This window comes from Methylobacter sp. BBA5.1, assembly GCF_000746145.1.
Taxonomy (GTDB): domain Bacteria; phylum Pseudomonadota; class Gammaproteobacteria; order Methylococcales; family Methylomonadaceae; genus Methylobacter; species Methylobacter marinus.
On record NZ_JQKS01000012.1, the window covers coordinates 1 to 15,141 of the forward strand.

Annotated in this window: 19 protein-coding genes and 1 pseudogene; 17 read left to right on the plus strand and 3 right to left on the minus strand. The window is 44.8% G+C overall.

Annotation, left to right across the window (positions count from 1 at the left end; genetic code table 11):
• Nucleotides 1-289 precede the first annotated feature (289 nt).
• The 3 genes from EK22_RS08285 to EK22_RS08295 form a co-directional block, all read right to left on the minus strand.
• On the minus strand, nucleotides 290-673 hold the full coding sequence (locus tag EK22_RS08285) for a hypothetical protein (protein WP_036249843.1): 384 nt from the start codon (nucleotides 671-673) through the stop codon (nucleotides 290-292).
• Entirely contained in the window at nucleotides 673-1,383 is a 711-nt protein-coding gene (locus EK22_RS08290) for a hypothetical protein (protein ID WP_036249844.1), read from the minus strand. The genes EK22_RS08285 and EK22_RS08290 overlap by 1 nt, the downstream gene beginning before the upstream one ends.
• 578 nt (nucleotides 1,384-1,961) lie before the next feature.
• Nucleotides 1,962-3,050, minus strand: coding sequence for a hypothetical protein (locus tag EK22_RS08295; RefSeq protein ID WP_051961781.1), 1,089 nt, complete (start codon nucleotides 3,048-3,050; stop codon nucleotides 1,962-1,964).
• A 379-nt stretch (nucleotides 3,051-3,429) separates the two neighbouring features.
• On the opposite strand from EK22_RS08295, the gene EK22_RS24670 reads away from it, so the two are divergent.
• From EK22_RS24670 to EK22_RS08380, 17 genes and pseudogenes are all read left to right on the plus strand, one after another.
• Nucleotides 3,430-3,570 carry a hypothetical protein gene (locus tag EK22_RS24670; RefSeq protein ID WP_161786403.1) on the plus strand — a complete coding sequence of 47 codons (141 nt, stop codon included), beginning with the start codon at nucleotides 3,430-3,432 and terminating at the stop codon, nucleotides 3,568-3,570.
• Between the two features lie 73 nt (nucleotides 3,571-3,643).
• Entirely contained in the window at nucleotides 3,644-4,066 is a 423-nt protein-coding gene (ssb, locus tag EK22_RS08305) for a single-stranded DNA-binding protein (protein WP_036249850.1), read from the plus strand.
• A 125-nt stretch (nucleotides 4,067-4,191) separates the two neighbouring features.
• Nucleotides 4,192-5,016, plus strand: a pseudogene (gene bet / locus EK22_RS08310) (phage recombination protein Bet); the annotation flags it as partial.
• Nucleotides 5,017-5,638: 622 nt separating this feature from the next.
• Nucleotides 5,639-6,691 (plus strand): YqaJ viral recombinase family nuclease, encoded by a 1,053-nt coding sequence (locus EK22_RS08315; protein WP_036249852.1) that lies wholly within the window; start codon nucleotides 5,639-5,641, stop codon nucleotides 6,689-6,691.
• A gap of 88 nt (nucleotides 6,692-6,779) precedes the next feature.
• Nucleotides 6,780-7,133 (plus strand): hypothetical protein, encoded by a 354-nt coding sequence (locus EK22_RS08320; RefSeq protein ID WP_036249854.1) that lies wholly within the window; start codon nucleotides 6,780-6,782, stop codon nucleotides 7,131-7,133.
• Nucleotides 7,134-7,206: 73 nt separating this feature from the next.
• The gene (locus EK22_RS23075; RefSeq protein ID WP_051961783.1) at nucleotides 7,207-7,704 is read left to right on the plus strand and encodes a hypothetical protein; all 498 of its coding nucleotides are present in this window, start codon (nucleotides 7,207-7,209) and stop codon (nucleotides 7,702-7,704) included.
• A 100-nt stretch (nucleotides 7,705-7,804) separates the two neighbouring features.
• On the plus strand, nucleotides 7,805-8,275 hold the full coding sequence (locus EK22_RS08330; RefSeq protein ID WP_036249855.1) for a hypothetical protein: 471 nt from the start codon (nucleotides 7,805-7,807) through the stop codon (nucleotides 8,273-8,275).
• A gap of 86 nt (nucleotides 8,276-8,361) precedes the next feature.
• On the plus strand, nucleotides 8,362-8,820 hold the full coding sequence (locus EK22_RS08335; RefSeq protein ID WP_036249856.1) for a hypothetical protein: 459 nt from the start codon (nucleotides 8,362-8,364) through the stop codon (nucleotides 8,818-8,820).
• On the plus strand, nucleotides 8,810-9,073 hold the full coding sequence (locus EK22_RS08340; RefSeq protein ID WP_036249858.1) for a hypothetical protein: 264 nt from the start codon (nucleotides 8,810-8,812) through the stop codon (nucleotides 9,071-9,073). Before EK22_RS08335 ends, EK22_RS08340 begins: the two co-directional genes overlap by 11 nt.
• 2 nt (nucleotides 9,074-9,075) lie before the next feature.
• Complete coding sequence (locus tag EK22_RS08345; RefSeq protein WP_152565038.1) at nucleotides 9,076-9,309, plus strand: hypothetical protein; 234 nt, start codon at nucleotides 9,076-9,078, stop codon at nucleotides 9,307-9,309.
• A gap of 92 nt (nucleotides 9,310-9,401) precedes the next feature.
• Nucleotides 9,402-10,040: a hypothetical protein gene (locus tag EK22_RS08350; protein ID WP_036249862.1), complete on the plus strand. Its 639-nt coding sequence runs from the start codon at nucleotides 9,402-9,404 to the stop codon at nucleotides 10,038-10,040.
• Nucleotides 10,041-10,183: 143 nt separating this feature from the next.
• A complete protein-coding gene (locus EK22_RS23080; RefSeq protein ID WP_051961785.1) occupies nucleotides 10,184-10,552 on the plus strand; it encodes a DUF6876 family protein in 369 nt (122 codons plus the stop codon).
• A gap of 298 nt (nucleotides 10,553-10,850) precedes the next feature.
• Nucleotides 10,851-11,828 carry an AAA family ATPase gene (locus EK22_RS08360; protein ID WP_152565039.1) on the plus strand — a complete coding sequence of 326 codons (978 nt, stop codon included), beginning with the start codon at nucleotides 10,851-10,853 and terminating at the stop codon, nucleotides 11,826-11,828.
• The gene (locus EK22_RS08365) at nucleotides 11,828-12,568 is read left to right on the plus strand and encodes a hypothetical protein (protein WP_036249865.1); all 741 of its coding nucleotides are present in this window, start codon (nucleotides 11,828-11,830) and stop codon (nucleotides 12,566-12,568) included. The genes EK22_RS08360 and EK22_RS08365 overlap by 1 nt, the downstream gene beginning before the upstream one ends.
• A 78-nt stretch (nucleotides 12,569-12,646) precedes the next feature.
• A complete protein-coding gene (locus tag EK22_RS08370) occupies nucleotides 12,647-13,939 on the plus strand; it encodes a DUF3150 domain-containing protein (protein ID WP_051961787.1) in 1,293 nt (430 codons plus the stop codon).
• A 75-nt stretch (nucleotides 13,940-14,014) separates the two neighbouring features.
• A complete protein-coding gene (locus EK22_RS08375; protein ID WP_036249868.1) occupies nucleotides 14,015-14,560 on the plus strand; it encodes a hypothetical protein in 546 nt (181 codons plus the stop codon).
• 79 nt (nucleotides 14,561-14,639) lie between these two features.
• Nucleotides 14,640-15,137 (plus strand): hypothetical protein, encoded by a 498-nt coding sequence (locus tag EK22_RS08380; protein ID WP_036249880.1) that lies wholly within the window; start codon nucleotides 14,640-14,642, stop codon nucleotides 15,135-15,137.
• Nucleotides 15,138-15,141 lie beyond the last annotated feature (4 nt).

The following is a 15,141-nucleotide window of genomic DNA, read 5'->3' on the forward strand; positions in this document are numbered from 1 at the left end:
GTGGCACGCAATATTCAGCGTTTGGGCGCCATGCTCCGCGAGCAAGAACAACAAGAAGCCGCTCGACGACGAGGCCCTTACAAAAAAGCGGCCTAAAGGCACGACTGGTGGCGGAAAAAAGGACGAAACACGGGAAAGGTGCGGCCAAAATTCGCCCGGAATAGCGGATTTGCACCATTGAGCACCACCAAAAGAGGAAATTGACTGACCTGCGCCGAAAAATGGCTGGAGTTAGGCTCAGTGAGTTGGCAGAATCATGAAAAAAAGCGAGTTTTCTTTCAGGCACTAACTAGGAGTTTTCTAACTCACTCGTCGATTCTTTTGCGACCGGCAATGACGAATCTAACGAGCTTCGAATGACCGCTTCAGGAATCCTGAGTGCCGCCATGTTTTCAACGTCGCCTTCAGTAATCTCTGGGGAATGCGGAAAAACCACCGCGGCATGCGCAAGCAACAAGACCGTAAAAGCCGACATCCCGCCCAATAACATGAGTTTGACTAACCCATCAATGCCGTTAAATACGCCAATGCCCAAGGGTATGAGTCCGAAAACCATCAAGATTGCAGAACCAATGAACATAGTTTTGTGCATTCCATAACGTATTACAGCATCTCGGAAGGCTCTAGTTGCTCGCAATGTGATGACTGTTTCTTTACGCCTGTAAATTTCCATTACCTTGTCTCCTGCATTGGTTTTTCGTTTTTTTCCTTCTCGATGACGAAATCACAATCGAAGGACAATGGTCTCGACGCTGCTTTCTCGCACAGGCATTCGTCTGCTTTCATGTTGCCTTTTTCTTCGTCTGTCACTTTGTACAGCCATTCCTCGTCGAATAATCGAAGGCATTTCGCAATACCATCGCACCGGCATTTCTCGAAAACCGCCAAAGTTTTATCTTTTTCTGCTTCCTGTTCTTTTTTCTCTTCTCGTTCGACTCTTTCCCAGACTTCTCTGTAGTCAACCTCGGGCCCACTAAGATCGACGAGCAGATTGTCTCCATCCCGTACTTGCGCAAGCATCAATCGGCTCATGCAGGCTGAAATGATTTTTTCTGAAGCCTGATCTTGATCCCATTTTTGGTTTGTTAAGGCGGCGTAGTCCGTTCTCAACGGATTGAACAGCTCCCTTAACTCAACATCGTTGACACCAACATGCTTGTAATAGTTGGCTAATGCGTTGATAACGCAATCCACCATATCTGAGAGCCGGATGTGATTAACATACGCGCCTGAATACAAGGCTAGGGTAAAGCGGACATTGTCTTTATGCGAAAACTCAGGATCAGCTACCGCAACTTTCTTTGCAGCCAGCCAAAAAAAGCGGCCTAGTTTGGTTGGTTTATAAGGGATGTTGTTTAAGGATGAGGCGTCGTTCGATTGCATTTCAGATTCTCCTGATTGTGTCTGGGTGATGCTACAAGGAGAATTTGATTTGTATCGGGGTGAAAGGCGCTGTTTTTCTGCTTCTTTCGAGCAATCGGTCGCCTAAGCACGATAACTGGGGCGCCCGTCGGCACGGTCAATCGCCAGGATGTTTAAGAAATTGTGAGATTTTTTTCATTAATTATGAGATCCGACAACAACAATGACGGCAGGGATAATTTTTGGATAAAAATAAGGATAAAAGGATAAGAGCAAAAAAATTGAATTTTTATTCATAGAAATCATTGTCTTATATTTTAAGCCCGTACCCTATACCTACCGAGCAACCAAAAGTTATCCACAGATTTGGCCAAAATCAGACTTAAATTTGATCGGGTGTACCCTATACCTACCGCCTTTTTTAATACCTGTACCCTATACCTACCGCCTTTTTTGATGTCCGTACCCTATACCTACCGACAACTTTTTCAAAAAATGCCTATTTTCCCAACCATTGAACCCCTCCGTACCCTATACCTACCGAGGGTCGTACTCTATACCTACCGAAAAACGCGAGAACCCGTACCTTATACCTACCGCTATTTTTCCAACAATCGGTTCAGGTTTGCATTTGCCTGTTTGGACTCACTCGAAAATTTTCCCGCAGGATAGAGGGTGTAAATAACATCTTCGGTTTGGCCTCTTTCCCCAAGAATCTTGGCTTCTTCGAATGGGATTAGATTTTCTTGGCCGTCAATGCTCAAAAGTTTCGGTTCCAAAATCCCTTTATCCGCTAGTTCAGTTAGCGCTTTGCGCACGTATTGCATCGCTTTTCGATGGTTACCGAAACTTTCAAGCAAGCCGCTGTCACGTTTGATGGTGCTGTACCGGATCTCAAATTTTTGGCCTCTTCCTGCGTAGGTAAATTTGGCTATAAGGTATTTGTGAAGCCATCGCGTGAGCTGCGTATCATGCGACATCATTAATTCGTAATTGAACTGCCGGTAATCAATGGCCTTTAGGGCTTTTGTGATGAGTGGATGGAATTCAACATACCATCGCGCATGCGGGTCTTCTTCGATATCAAAACGAGAAACGGATGACAAACGGCTAAAATAATTACTTACATCGTAAATCTTGGTTTTGTTGTTATTCGCCGTAATCTCTATCGAACTGCGGGCCAGAATTCGTAGACTTAGCACTATTTCTTGGTATGACCGCGCATGCCCTCTGTTTTTCAGTTCTTTTCTAAGCTGATAAATTGAAAAATTAACGCCATACCTAGGAGTCGACTCGTCGTAATACCCGTGGTTTTGTATAGTGGCGATCTTTCGAAGGGCTGCCTCAATCAATTCTTCGTTTGCCCCAGGGTAATATTCAGTTACAACGCCGTTCTCCAATATCCTTGCCGGCTGAATTTCGATCCTGATTTTGCTCCCTTTGTACAGACTATCCCTTATCAATAACTGAGGAAAATTTCCTTCCTTCCTCATCTTGTGCGCCCATTGCCTTGAGACGGAATAAAGGGGTAGGCAATCCCATAGTGGAATCGCATTGGAAAGCTTTTCTCGCTGCTCATCTCTGTTGCACAAAAAGGTCTGAAATAGATCAATTTGTTTGCAGATGTAAGCATTTTGATCTGGTGGCTCGAATTTGATTTCTTTTTCAGGTTTATCGGGTGAAGTCATGACCAATCCGGTTGGCTCTATCATGCACCCAATACTATTTACATTTCCGAAAACGCAACGGGGCGAAAGACGCGGAAAAAACGCCTCTTTTGTATTGCGGCCACCGAAAGACGCGCAAAACAAGTGTCTTTCGAATGAAAAAACCGTGACAGTATTTGGCATAATGCCGGTACCGTCTTCCCAGATCGCTCTTGGTAGAGTGATTCGGAAAGACGATTTTTTGTAGTTCTCTAAGAGAGCTCAAAATCAAGTGCCAGTTCAGCACTCTAAATAAGGCAACCTGTTAAACGCTTCGGCGTGATTCTTACCTTACCCACCGGGGAAACAACTTCTCCCGGTATGGGCGTTGATGTTTCCCTTTCTTTTTAGGAGAAACATCATGAAAACGTTCATCGTCATTGCCGTATTCCTTTACGGCATCGGAACCGCATTGTCTGCAGCCAAGGATTCCTTGGACAACGGCAAATCCCTGCTTGCCAACCGGCACGCTCAAATCGAAGCTGTTTTGGCTTCAAATTAACCCTTTGGGAGACCCTGTACTCCCTGTGGGTATCTTGGTCTCCTTTTTAATTTTTTCCTTTAGGAGATTCATCATGTACAACAAATCTACAATCATCGGCCGTTTAGGAACTGATCCAGAAGTTCGTTTTACTCAAGATCAAAAGGCGATTGCCAATTTGAGAGTGGCTACTACGGAGACCTGGAAAGATCGCCAATCGGGTGAGCGTAAAGAAAAAACGGAATGGCACCGCGTCGTTCTGTTTGGAAAGCTTGCTGAAATTGCTCGTGACCATCTCAAGAAAGGCGCTCTTGTCTTGTTTGAAGGCCCGTCACGCACACGTAAATGGCAAGATAAAGATGGTAAAGATCAATACACCACGGAGCTTCACGCTGAAGAAATGAAAATGCTTGGTTCTAAATCAGGCTCCAATTCTTCTTCTGACTCATCTACATCAACCTCTCAATCAGCCGATTATCCGTCTAACTATGACGATTTCGATGACATTGATTTTTAGGTTACCCACGGCGTTGCTCCGTCTTTTTGAGCTTCGCTAATTCTTAGCTTTTCCCTCTGGGACACCATTTGTCCCATTTGACTCATGGTGTTCCTCTTTTTCTTTTCATTTTTTGGAGAAACACCATGACTGCTAATGCTAAAAATCAATCCAATACACTGGTCAAAAAATTCGCCGATAAATTCAACTTTCCGGACGAAAAAAAATTGATCGATACCTTGAAAGCCACCGCGTTCAAGATCAAAGATGGCGTTGTGACTGATGAACAAATGTCAGCTCTTTTGATCGTTGCCGATCAGTACGGTTTAAATCCGTTCACCAAAGAGATTTTTGCTTATCCCGATAAGCAGAATGGCATCGTTCCTGTTGTATCTGTTGATGGATGGTCTCGTATCATCAATCAGCATCCCGATATGGATGGACTTGAGTTCGTTTATTCTGACGAGGTCATCACCGATTTGCCTGACGCCAAATCTTGCTCATCTTGGATTGAATGTGTGATCTATCGTAAAGGTCGATCCCATCCCGTTCGAGTCAAAGAGTTCTTGGATGAGGTTTATCGTCCACCATTTGAAGGTACCAGTAAAAACAACGGTTCCCCCTACAAAGTCAGCGGCCCATGGCAATCTCATACCAAGCGTATGTTGCGACACAAGTCATTGATTCAGTGCTCTCGTATTGCATTTGGCTTCGTCGGTATTTATGACCAAGATGAAGCTGAGCGCATTATTGAAGGCCAAGCCGAAGTCGTTATTGATCCTGCTGCACCTCAAGAGCCCAGCGAAAATGCCAAGCGCATTCTTCCAAAGCTTGTCAAAAGAGCGACCGAAAATGCTTCATGGCAAGCGGCGCTTGATTATGCCGGCGAAAACTTTTTCGGCATCGATTTGAATTTCATTACGCAGGAACTCAATAAGGCCAAAGCTGCTGCTGATGCCACTTTGCTTCCTGCGCAAAATGAAGCCAAATCGCCTCAATCAAGTTCTGCGGTGCCTAATGCTGCTGAAACTGTGTCTGACAATGCAGCCAACAATGCTGCACCTGGCGCAACCGTAAATAACAAACCGCATAGACAACACTTGTCTGAAGCACGCGATGCTTTAGCTTGATTTGTCTGACTTAGTTCAACCCTAATGGGCATCATTTATGCCCATTTTGGGAATTCATGATGCCTCAACTTTTTTTGGAGAGTCATCATGATAAGAAACTTAATTTTGGCAATGTTTGGTTATCTGTTTTTCGCAATCGTTTTGCTGGCCGGCATGCTTGGCAAGCAAATTTGCACCGAACTTTGGAATGACATGTTCCATGTTTTGATGCAGTAAATTTAATTCACCCACTTGGGCGTCCCTTGATGCTCATTTGGGTTTCATGACGCCCTTCTTTTTCTATTTTGGAGGTCGTTATGAGTTCTATCGTTTTAAATTCGCTTTTCTATTCTCGGGATTACAGTGAATACGACAAGCCAGCTTTCTTGCGTAAACATGGCAGCGTATTCCGGGAAAGATTCTGGAAACCGATTCACCAGCCGCGTAAGAGCCGCTTTACTCGTACTCACTCCGGGGATCTTCAATGAAAATTGTGGATATTCCCCAGAGAACACCTGAATGGCATCAATGGCGAAATACAGGCGTCTCAGCTTCTGAAGCGGACATTGTTCTGGGGTTTAGTCCTTATAAGACAAGGTACCGGCTTTATGCTGAGAAAAAGGGATTGATTCTCCCTGATAACTTTGATCGAAATCCGCATGTTAGACGCGGCATTCGATTAGAACCGGTTGCTAGGCGTGCATTTGAAGGTCGTCACAACACGATGCTGTTACCCGTGTGTGCCGAATCCGATGGCTATCCGTTCATCCGGGCATCGTTTGATGGTATTGACGACAACGGTATTCCTGTTGAAATCAAGGCGCCAACGGAGAAAAATTTTCGTGACGCTCAATCTTCAGAGGATCAAGATGTTTTTTTATCTGAAGAAGACTTTCGCGATGTTCAACAAAATCGGACTGAATCCAAACTTTACAAGCGCTATTACTTTCAGATTCAGCAGCAGATATTGGTTGCCAATTCTGACCGAGCTTGGCTTTCGCTCTATCTCAATGAGCGAGAGTATCTGGACATTCCGATCCCTCGTGATGACGCGATCATCAACACGATCATTTTCGAAGCAAGAAAGTTTTGGGAATGCTTGAAAACCAATATGCCTCCTGAAAGAGACCCAGACCGAGACATTTTTATCCCCTCTGGTTTGCAACTTGATCAATGGAATGCATTGGCATCTTCATACCACCATGCCGAGGAAATGATTTTGGACTACAAGTCAAAAATCAAAGCGCTCGAACAAGAGCAGTCTCACGTTGAGAGCAGTTTTTTGCAACTGATGGGAGATTTTGCTCACGCTGAAAGCGCCGGACTTCGTGTCAGTCGCTATCTGCAGCAAGGCAGTATTGATTACAGGGCTGCCCTGAAATCTTTGGTTCCTGATCATGATCCTGCTCTTTTGGAACAATTCAGGAAAGCGCCAACCGAGCGATCGCGATTTACGCTCAAAGAGGAAGATAAGGCTTCTGTGCCGTATTCCATAGAAGACATTAAGTCTTCAGTCAAAGACGATTTTTGGTTTTAACGACCCAAGAATCACGCCTGTTAACCCACCGGGGAACACTGTCCCCGCTTGGGTGCATGTGTTCCTCATTTTCTTTTGGAGGTGCACCATGCGAAGAACCTATTACAAAGGACGCGATCGCTCGTTCAATCTCGATTGGATTGACGATTGGTCCTGGTTATTTGGACCCGAACCCATTATCGAGGAACTTCCGTCTTGGTCCGAACAAGACATCATGCACATTTGCGAATGTCTTTTAGAGGATTCATTACGGAATTTGTTTGATGGTCGATGCTCGTTGGAAACCGCTGTTGAAATATACAAGTGGATGAACGACATCAAAGATCCAAACCCTTTCAGCTTCATCAACTGCTGCAAGTTGAGTGGCCTCGATCCTGAAGAAGTTCGCGATTCGATTATCTTTCGGCTGCAAAAAACGCGTCGATTGAGTCTTTTACATTAACCCAAATGGGGAAACATCTTTTCCTCATTTGGAGGCATTGGTGTTTCCTCATTTTTGATTTTGGAGAAACACCATGTCTGATTCAAAAAAATTTGCAGTCACTTACACCATCGACTATCAACACCGTGTTGTTGTCGGCGTGACTGCTTCTGACCAAAACACTGCCGTTCAAATTGCCAGCAATGCATTTGATGAAGGTTTGATTTGGGACGATACGCCCGAGATGCCGTTGCTGTTCGATGATTATGAAGAGGTTGACGGCGAAACCCTGGAGTTTTCCGCTGAAGAAATTCGGTCGTTTCCAGAGCCTGATTCTTCCGTCAAACAGCTAAAGGCCAATCAGTTCGCGTTCTATTGCGCACAGGCCTTGTTATCCGGCGAAATGGATTCTGCCCTTGAGTTTGCGAAAAAGGCTTTACCTCAGTTTGCTGCATCTCAACCGGAAGAAACCATTTGGAGCGTTAAGAGCGATAACGGCTGCGATCCTTTTGAAGTGATTGCTGCTAATCGTGAAGATGCCCTTCGAGATGCCTTGTACGCGATTGGCTGGTCCGTTTCTCAAAAGGCGTAATTGGCTTTTTTCATTCCATCCTTGTTTTAGTGGCCCATCAAGGGAGATTCATGCTCCACTGTGGGCTTGCATCTCTCTTTCAATTTTTGGAGAGAAAATCATGCAAAACGAAAACAACGAAAACATTGAAAGCTCCAATGCGTATCGCGCTTGCCAATCTATTTTGGCCGGCGATCAAAAATCGGCCTTGGAATACGCTAAAAAAGCGTTCCCTTCATTGGTTGATGATCCTGAAACCTATTGTTTGACGACTCTGGAGTTGCTTGATCTTGCCAAAGATCATCATCTCGATATGTCATTGTCGATAAACGGAGGTTTTCGCACGGGACTTTATTTGGGTGCCACATCAACGCTTGGTCTTCATACCTATAGAGGATCTGATGGAAGATCTCATCAGATACTTCCGGTGGAGCTTTTGCGCTTTTATCCGAATTCTCTTGGAAAGGTCTGGCGTATTTATCGGAAAACGCCCGCAAAATCCGTTTATCGGACTTTTTGCAGTATCCGTAAATCCATTGTTAAGCAAATGATCAGCCTGTCGTATTTTTCACCGCTGGTTTATTTCAATTAACTGGATTGATTTTTTAACCCATAAGGGGGGATGTCCCATTCCCTCTTTGGGGAATTGGCATCTCTCTTCACTTTTGGAGAGATGTTATGTACAAAAAAGTATTGGTAACAGTAAGCGGTGGTGTACCAACAGTCTTTGCTGATCATGGTGTCAATGTCGTCGTTCTCGATTACGACGATGCGAAGGTCATGCATCCCGATGACATGGTTCCCATTCATCTTGATTTTTTACCTTTGAAGGAGTTTGCAAAGGCTATTGGTGAATGGCCTCTGACGGATGACGGCAGAATCAATGATGCCGAAAATCTTCCAGATATCACCTGGAAGCTTTTATCGAAAGAACGCCCGCCGATCGCTGTGCGTGTCGAATGCGTCATGAAGCCTGAGTTCGCTAATGGTTTGCTCGGTAGAAAATTCCTGTGGCTTCACAATGATGGGTATTGGAGTGGCGAAAGCATTTCCAATCAATCCCAGATATTTCCGATAGGAAGTGTTTTGGCTTGGGCGCCCATTCGTGACTTTTCAGGAGAGCATCATGTCGGTTAATACGCAGACTTCTGTTGCTTCAAAAACGGTCGGATCATTTCTCATTCGAAAAATACCCAGTATTTTTACGAATCGTGATGGCAAGCTCGATATCGTCATTCACAAGGAAACCGGTGAAAGCTGGGGTGCTTTGTATGATGGCAAGCACTATACCATTGCCATGATTCTTGAAGCCGATACCTATCGGCCGTTTCGCTCCAATCTCACCGTTCCGAAAGAATTGCTGGATAACCTCATTGCATGGGGATTTTGACCATGTTGGCCAAGTTAGAAGACGGCTCGATCGTTACCCTGGAAAAGGACTGTAGCTGCCTAGATCATGATGGACCTCATTGGCTTTATTCTGATCGTTTGTTCCACCAACTGAATCTTCAGTTGCTTGGCCCAAATAATCTTCAGACGCAGGCTTTTGCCATCGAAGAGCAAGCCAGGTTAACGTGCAAACTTTCGATCATGAAAGCCAAGCGTATCGCCGAACTGCTCCAATAATCGGTATTTCTTCACAGGAATATTTTTCAACCCTCGCGGACTCATTTCCGCAAGGGAATGAGTCCGCGAATTTTTATTTCAAGGAGTCATCCATGTCTCACACCATTTCTTACAAACATTTGGTTATCAAGTTCCCGCACCAATCGTTGCAGGAGCAACTCGCTGATTTCCCGCATTCATTTTGGCGGGATCAGTTCATCTTGCTCGAACTCTGCGGCCCCAGCAATTGCACAACCTTTCATCCGCTAACAGGACGAGAAGTCTACGCAAGAGGCTGGACTACCAGGGCCAAAGGCGATGCCACTGAAATCATCGAAGAAGCCTGTCGTTCTTCCGCATATTGCGAAGGCCGGAATCTACGATTCTACGGTGAACGGGACACCACCCCAGAGCGTTATATCCGTCGAGTTCGAAATGCATTGTCCGCACCGATTTCTGTTGAAGAAACGAACCATTGGGGATTTTCCTTGCAAGTTCAGATCGATCAGAAACTGGTCAAAGACTATCCGTATGCCATTGATCTCCTCAATCAGCATGCATCATGGGATGAGACCGAGACTGGCGAACGATATTGGCGACTACACCCCCTAATTTCCTTAAAGGATGCTGCCATTTTGTTCAAATTTAGGTTTCTACCTTTGTCGCCTTGGAGCTTCATAGCTACCAGCGGACCTTGTTTCGAGCATGAAGCACGCGGACTTTTGACACCCTCAAATTCACGCGCAGCCTGATGCTTGCGTTTTCAACTTTCTGTTTGACCCTATCAGGGATTTAGTCGTTATTTTTCACCCACGGGATCGTTGTGCTTTGCGCATCAATCCCGTGCATTCTTTTTTTGGAGCTATGTTTTTTTGCGGCCTTGCCAGGAGTTTCCATGCAAACCGAATTACTTGATCGTTGCCAATTGGTTTCTGAGTTGGCTGATTTCTGTGGTACCCATCATTGGTATCCACATCACCTGGTGAACGCCATGACCTATACCGATGGCGTTAAATATTTTGCGAATAGAACAGGCTGCTTTTGGCTGATTGATGTTGTCGCAACAGAGTTTTTTCCACTGCTGGCAGAGCAGCCATTTCTGTCGATCACCGTTACATTCGATGGCCTTTCTTCCGAAATCACAGTTACCGATGGTAATGACAACCAGATAACGGCAAGAAAATTTTCATTTTCAACAATGCCGGCCGGCGAATGGAAGTTCTATTTGACCGACGACGTTTTACTTTTGCCGTCTGAATACTAATTATCCTCCACCGAAAGACGCGCTAAAACAGGCGTCTTTCGAATGCAAAAACCTTGACGGTATTTGGCATACTGCCGGTACTGTCTTTCCAGAATGCTTGGTATGAGTGTTGTGGAAAGACGGAATTTTTGTAGTTCTCTAAGAGGACTCAAAAGCAAGTGCCAGTTCAGCACTGTAAATAAGGCAACCTGTTAAGCGCTTCGGCGTGATTCTTACCTTTACCCACCGGGGAAACAACTTCTCCCGGCATGGGCGTTGATGTTTCCCCTTTTTCTTTTTGAAAACCAGGAGAAACATCATGACTGCAATTGCAAAAAAATTCCCAATCAACATAACTTTTAACATTGCTGCTCCAGCTGCAATGATGGTCGAAGGATTCGAGGACGAAAACCACCCATCGATCCCAGCCAAAAAGGAGTATGTGTTCCGCAATGAGCATCTTCGTGATGTTCTTGCTTTCATTTCCAATCCGCTTGGCGATGCTTTTTATTTGACCGGCCCAACTGGCTCCGGCAAAACCTCACTAATCTGCCAAGTCGCAGCCCGTTTGAATTGGCCTGTTCACCAAGTGACCTGTCACGGTCGCCTTGAACTGAACGATCTCATCGGTCAATTTATGCTGGTCAATGGTTCTATGTCTTTTGTCCATGGGCCTTTGGCTCAGGCCGTCCGAGACGGACATCTTTTGATCTTGAATGAGATTGATTTGATGGACCCGTCTGAGTTAGCTGGTTTGAACGATATTATCGAAGGACAGCCTTTGGTAATCCCTCAAAACGGTGGCGAAGTCATTAAGCCTCACCCAAAATTCCGTTTGATCGCAACCGGCAACTCTGCCGGGCAAGGTGATCAATCAGGTCTCTATCAGGGGGTCATGCTGCAAAACCTGGCTTTCCTGGATCGTTTTCGCTTGATGGAGGTTGGTTATCCTGAAGCATCTGTCGAGCAATCCATCCTCAAATCTATTTTAACTGGAATGGGTGTCCCGTTCGATTCTGTCATGGAAAATTTGACAGAAAAGATGATCAACGTGGCCAACGAAATCCGTCGACTCTTTGTTGGCGGTACTGATAGTGCGGGCGAGTTGAGCGTTACCATGTCTACCCGGACATTGGTTCGCTGGACAAACTTGATGATTGCTTATAAGCGCGCTCCTAATGCGCTGGCTTATTCGCTGGATAGATCTCTTACCTTGCGTGCAGAGCCTTCTCAACGTGAAGCCATTCACAGGATCGCCAAAGATGTATTCGGTGATGCTTGGGGAGATGATGCGTAATGGCAGCATTTACCTTTGAGCTCTATCGCTTCACCAATCCGGATCGCTCAACCAAAGATTGGGCCGTTCGTGATAACGGTGATGGTACCTATACCTCTCGATGGGGCAAAACAGGTACCAGGCTACAATCAAAGACCTTCAATAAAAATATGCTTTCCATGAATGAGCATGTTCGGTCTAAAACCAATAAAGGGTACAGACTGATCGGCGAGGTATTGATTGATGACGATGGCAAGATCACATCTGCTTCTCAAACATCAAAACATCAAGGTCAAGACCCTCATCCTACCCAGGATGAATTGTGTATCTATTGGCGAGTGAAGATAAAACAAACTTCATTAGCCGATACTCAAGCGATTGGTACGTTTCAGTTGAACGCTTTGTCTATGAGCAAGACGATTCAATCATTATTGCCGGATCACGAGTGGATTAAAGGTTTTTCAGAGAAGATCGTCAAAGATCAGCTTCCTTTATCTGGGAAACTCTTTAAGGAATTTGGCGTTTCTTCATTATTGCTGTTCATGGCCATGATGAAAGTATCACCTGACCAAATCAGCATCTATTTATCGCATGATGATGGAGTTGAAATCAGTAACAAAATCAAACTCGAACCTAAAGCCCTGTCATTTTTTGACACGGATCTTGAATCAGTGAGACCAGTTGCTGAAGAACTTGGCCTGATAGAGAAGCGAATCGATTTATCGATCATTGCGTCTTCTCAGGACGATTTTTATTTTTAATTTTTCCTAACCCTAAAGGGGCAGTCTATCGCCCCTTGGGTCGTGTGCTGCCTCTTCTTTACTTTTTTGGCGGCTTTTATGTCACACAATGCAGAAATGATTTTGGACCAAATCGATGTTGTCAAACTCGACATCAACCTTTGGACAAGTTCAAAAAAATTAAGACCCGAGGATCTCGTTTTAGCTGATGGTTCCAAACTTCCACCGGAAGATTTAGCCTATCTCGGCACCAAAAAAACCATTGATCCCGACAAGTTGAAAGAATTCAATCGCATCAAAAAAGAAGCGGAAAGAATTTGTCTTCAATCCGGAACACGCTTTATCGGTGGTTTTGCTAATCCGCGGGCGGAAATTCCTTGTATTACGCAAGAGTTGGATGCGTTATCGAAGACCTTTTACGAGGCTCGCGATCAACTGCTGAATACTTATTATGAGGATACCGAAGACTGGATTGCTCGCCATGCTGAATTTGGCGATGCCATTCGTCGTGCGATTGAGCCTGTTGAATCCGTAGCAGCCAAGTTGCGATTCGATTACGTTGTTTTTCGCGTAACCGTTCCCCAGGCAGATACCACATTGCCTGATGCAACACCGGCCGCCGTCGATTCATTGGCTCGTCGCACCAATTCCATGAGTGAACAGCTTTTCCATGAAATCGCTCAGGAAGCAAGTCAACTTATCGATCGATCTTTCGTTGGTAAGGATACTGTGACTGGCCGATCCCTCAATGCTTTTCGGAGAATGCGGAATAAGCTCGACAGTCTAGGTTTTCTTGATCACCGGTGCATGCCGGTTGTCGATAAGATCGATGCTGTTTTGGACGCCTTGCCCAAACAAGGTCCCTATAACGGTATTGCTTTCAATAGCCTGTTCACGCTTGGTTTGCTGTTGTCTGATCCAGACAAAATCAAACGTCATGGTAGTGGTTTGTTGCAAATGGAATCCATCTCGGTTTCAGATGCTATAGCCGCAGTTGAACCTGATGATGAACAAGATGACGATGCAGCAATGCCCGACTCATCGACCGCTGTAGTTGTAGATGAAGTGCCTGTTGAAGCACCTGTTGCTGATACATCTCCTGTCAATACCGATGACGACAATGATCTTCCCGGTTTTGACGACTTCCTCTCGAACTACAATCCTGCACAGGATGTATTTGATGCAACGCCTTCTGTTGATGCTGGTATAAGTCTCGACAATGTTGCTCAAGATGTTCTGAATCCGGTACTTGAAGCGAGCAGCTTTATGGCTTCTGTTATAGAAACCGTACAAGTTGCCGCTAAAACCGCTTCAATGTCGATTCCTGTTCAATCTGAGGACGATGCTGAAGCTGCAGCTGCTGCAGAAGTAGTTGAGGATTTCTGGTTCTAATTTTCTTACCCGGCGGGAGCAAATTCATCCCGCATGGGATGTTTTGCCTCCACCTCCATTCTTTTTGGAGGCTTTATGGCTAATAAAAACATTATTTCCCTTAGTCCGGAAAAAGCTGTTTCCTATTGTGAGATCGTTCTTTCTGAGCTTGCTTTAAAACCAAGCGATGAGAACTCCATTATTTCACCAACCTATATTCACTTTGGATTTTCTGGTGTTTCGATGCCAGTTATTCAATTTAGTGACTTGGTTAATTTGGAGATTTACCCTCCAGTACGGCCGATTGTCATAATTGATAGTCCATTTTCTTTCGAACAACTTGAGTTCATTGAAAGACTATTTCAGAACAATCGTGATTCTAGTATGTCTCGCTTTGCGAAACTTTTGGGCCATTATCGACGTAAGATTTCAAAATGTCTTAATTCCAGGACTCTTCATTACAAGCAGCATGCTTGGCGGATGGATACTGCCAATGCTGAAGTTGATTTTACCCTAAGCCCGCACGCGATTACTGAGGAACGATTACATAAATGGGCTAAACGAGCTTCAGATAGGTCCGTTCCAGGCCTTGTAGGTAAATCTTATTCGGAATATCTGGACGGCCTTTTTGTTCGTCTTTAACTTTTAATTTATTTAACCCTTGAGGTAAACCTTTGCCTCTCGGGCTCATGGTTTGCCTCTCATTTATTGGAGAAAAACCATGAAAAAAGAATTATTTGAATCAAAACTATCAAACGGCAATGTCATTAAATATATCAGATTGCCTTCTGGTACTTGTTATCACCAAGAAACACCTGAAAAAGTCATTCGCATTTTGGAGCAACTTCGAAACCGCGGTGCTGAAATCAGGATTTTTTACGGTGATACTCAAACAGGCCAGTCCTGGCATGATGAGTTTGATGTCGTTGGTCGTATTGGCCGTTCTACCGGAAGCATTAAAATTCCGTTGTTAGTGCCAATGGGCGATTGTGGTGGACCCGGTTTGTTGGATCATTGCATCATTCGCATTGATTCCCACGACGGAACGCTTTATCAGCACAAGAAATTTCGTGTTGGTGATATGGCCCTAAGCAAAGGCACTACCAAAGGTTATCCATGGGAAGTTTTCATCGATAACGTTTTGCATGCCCGTTTCAAATTAAATTCGCAAGCAGTGAAATTTATGGATTTTATGCAAGGCGATTTGTTCGCCATGTAAAAAT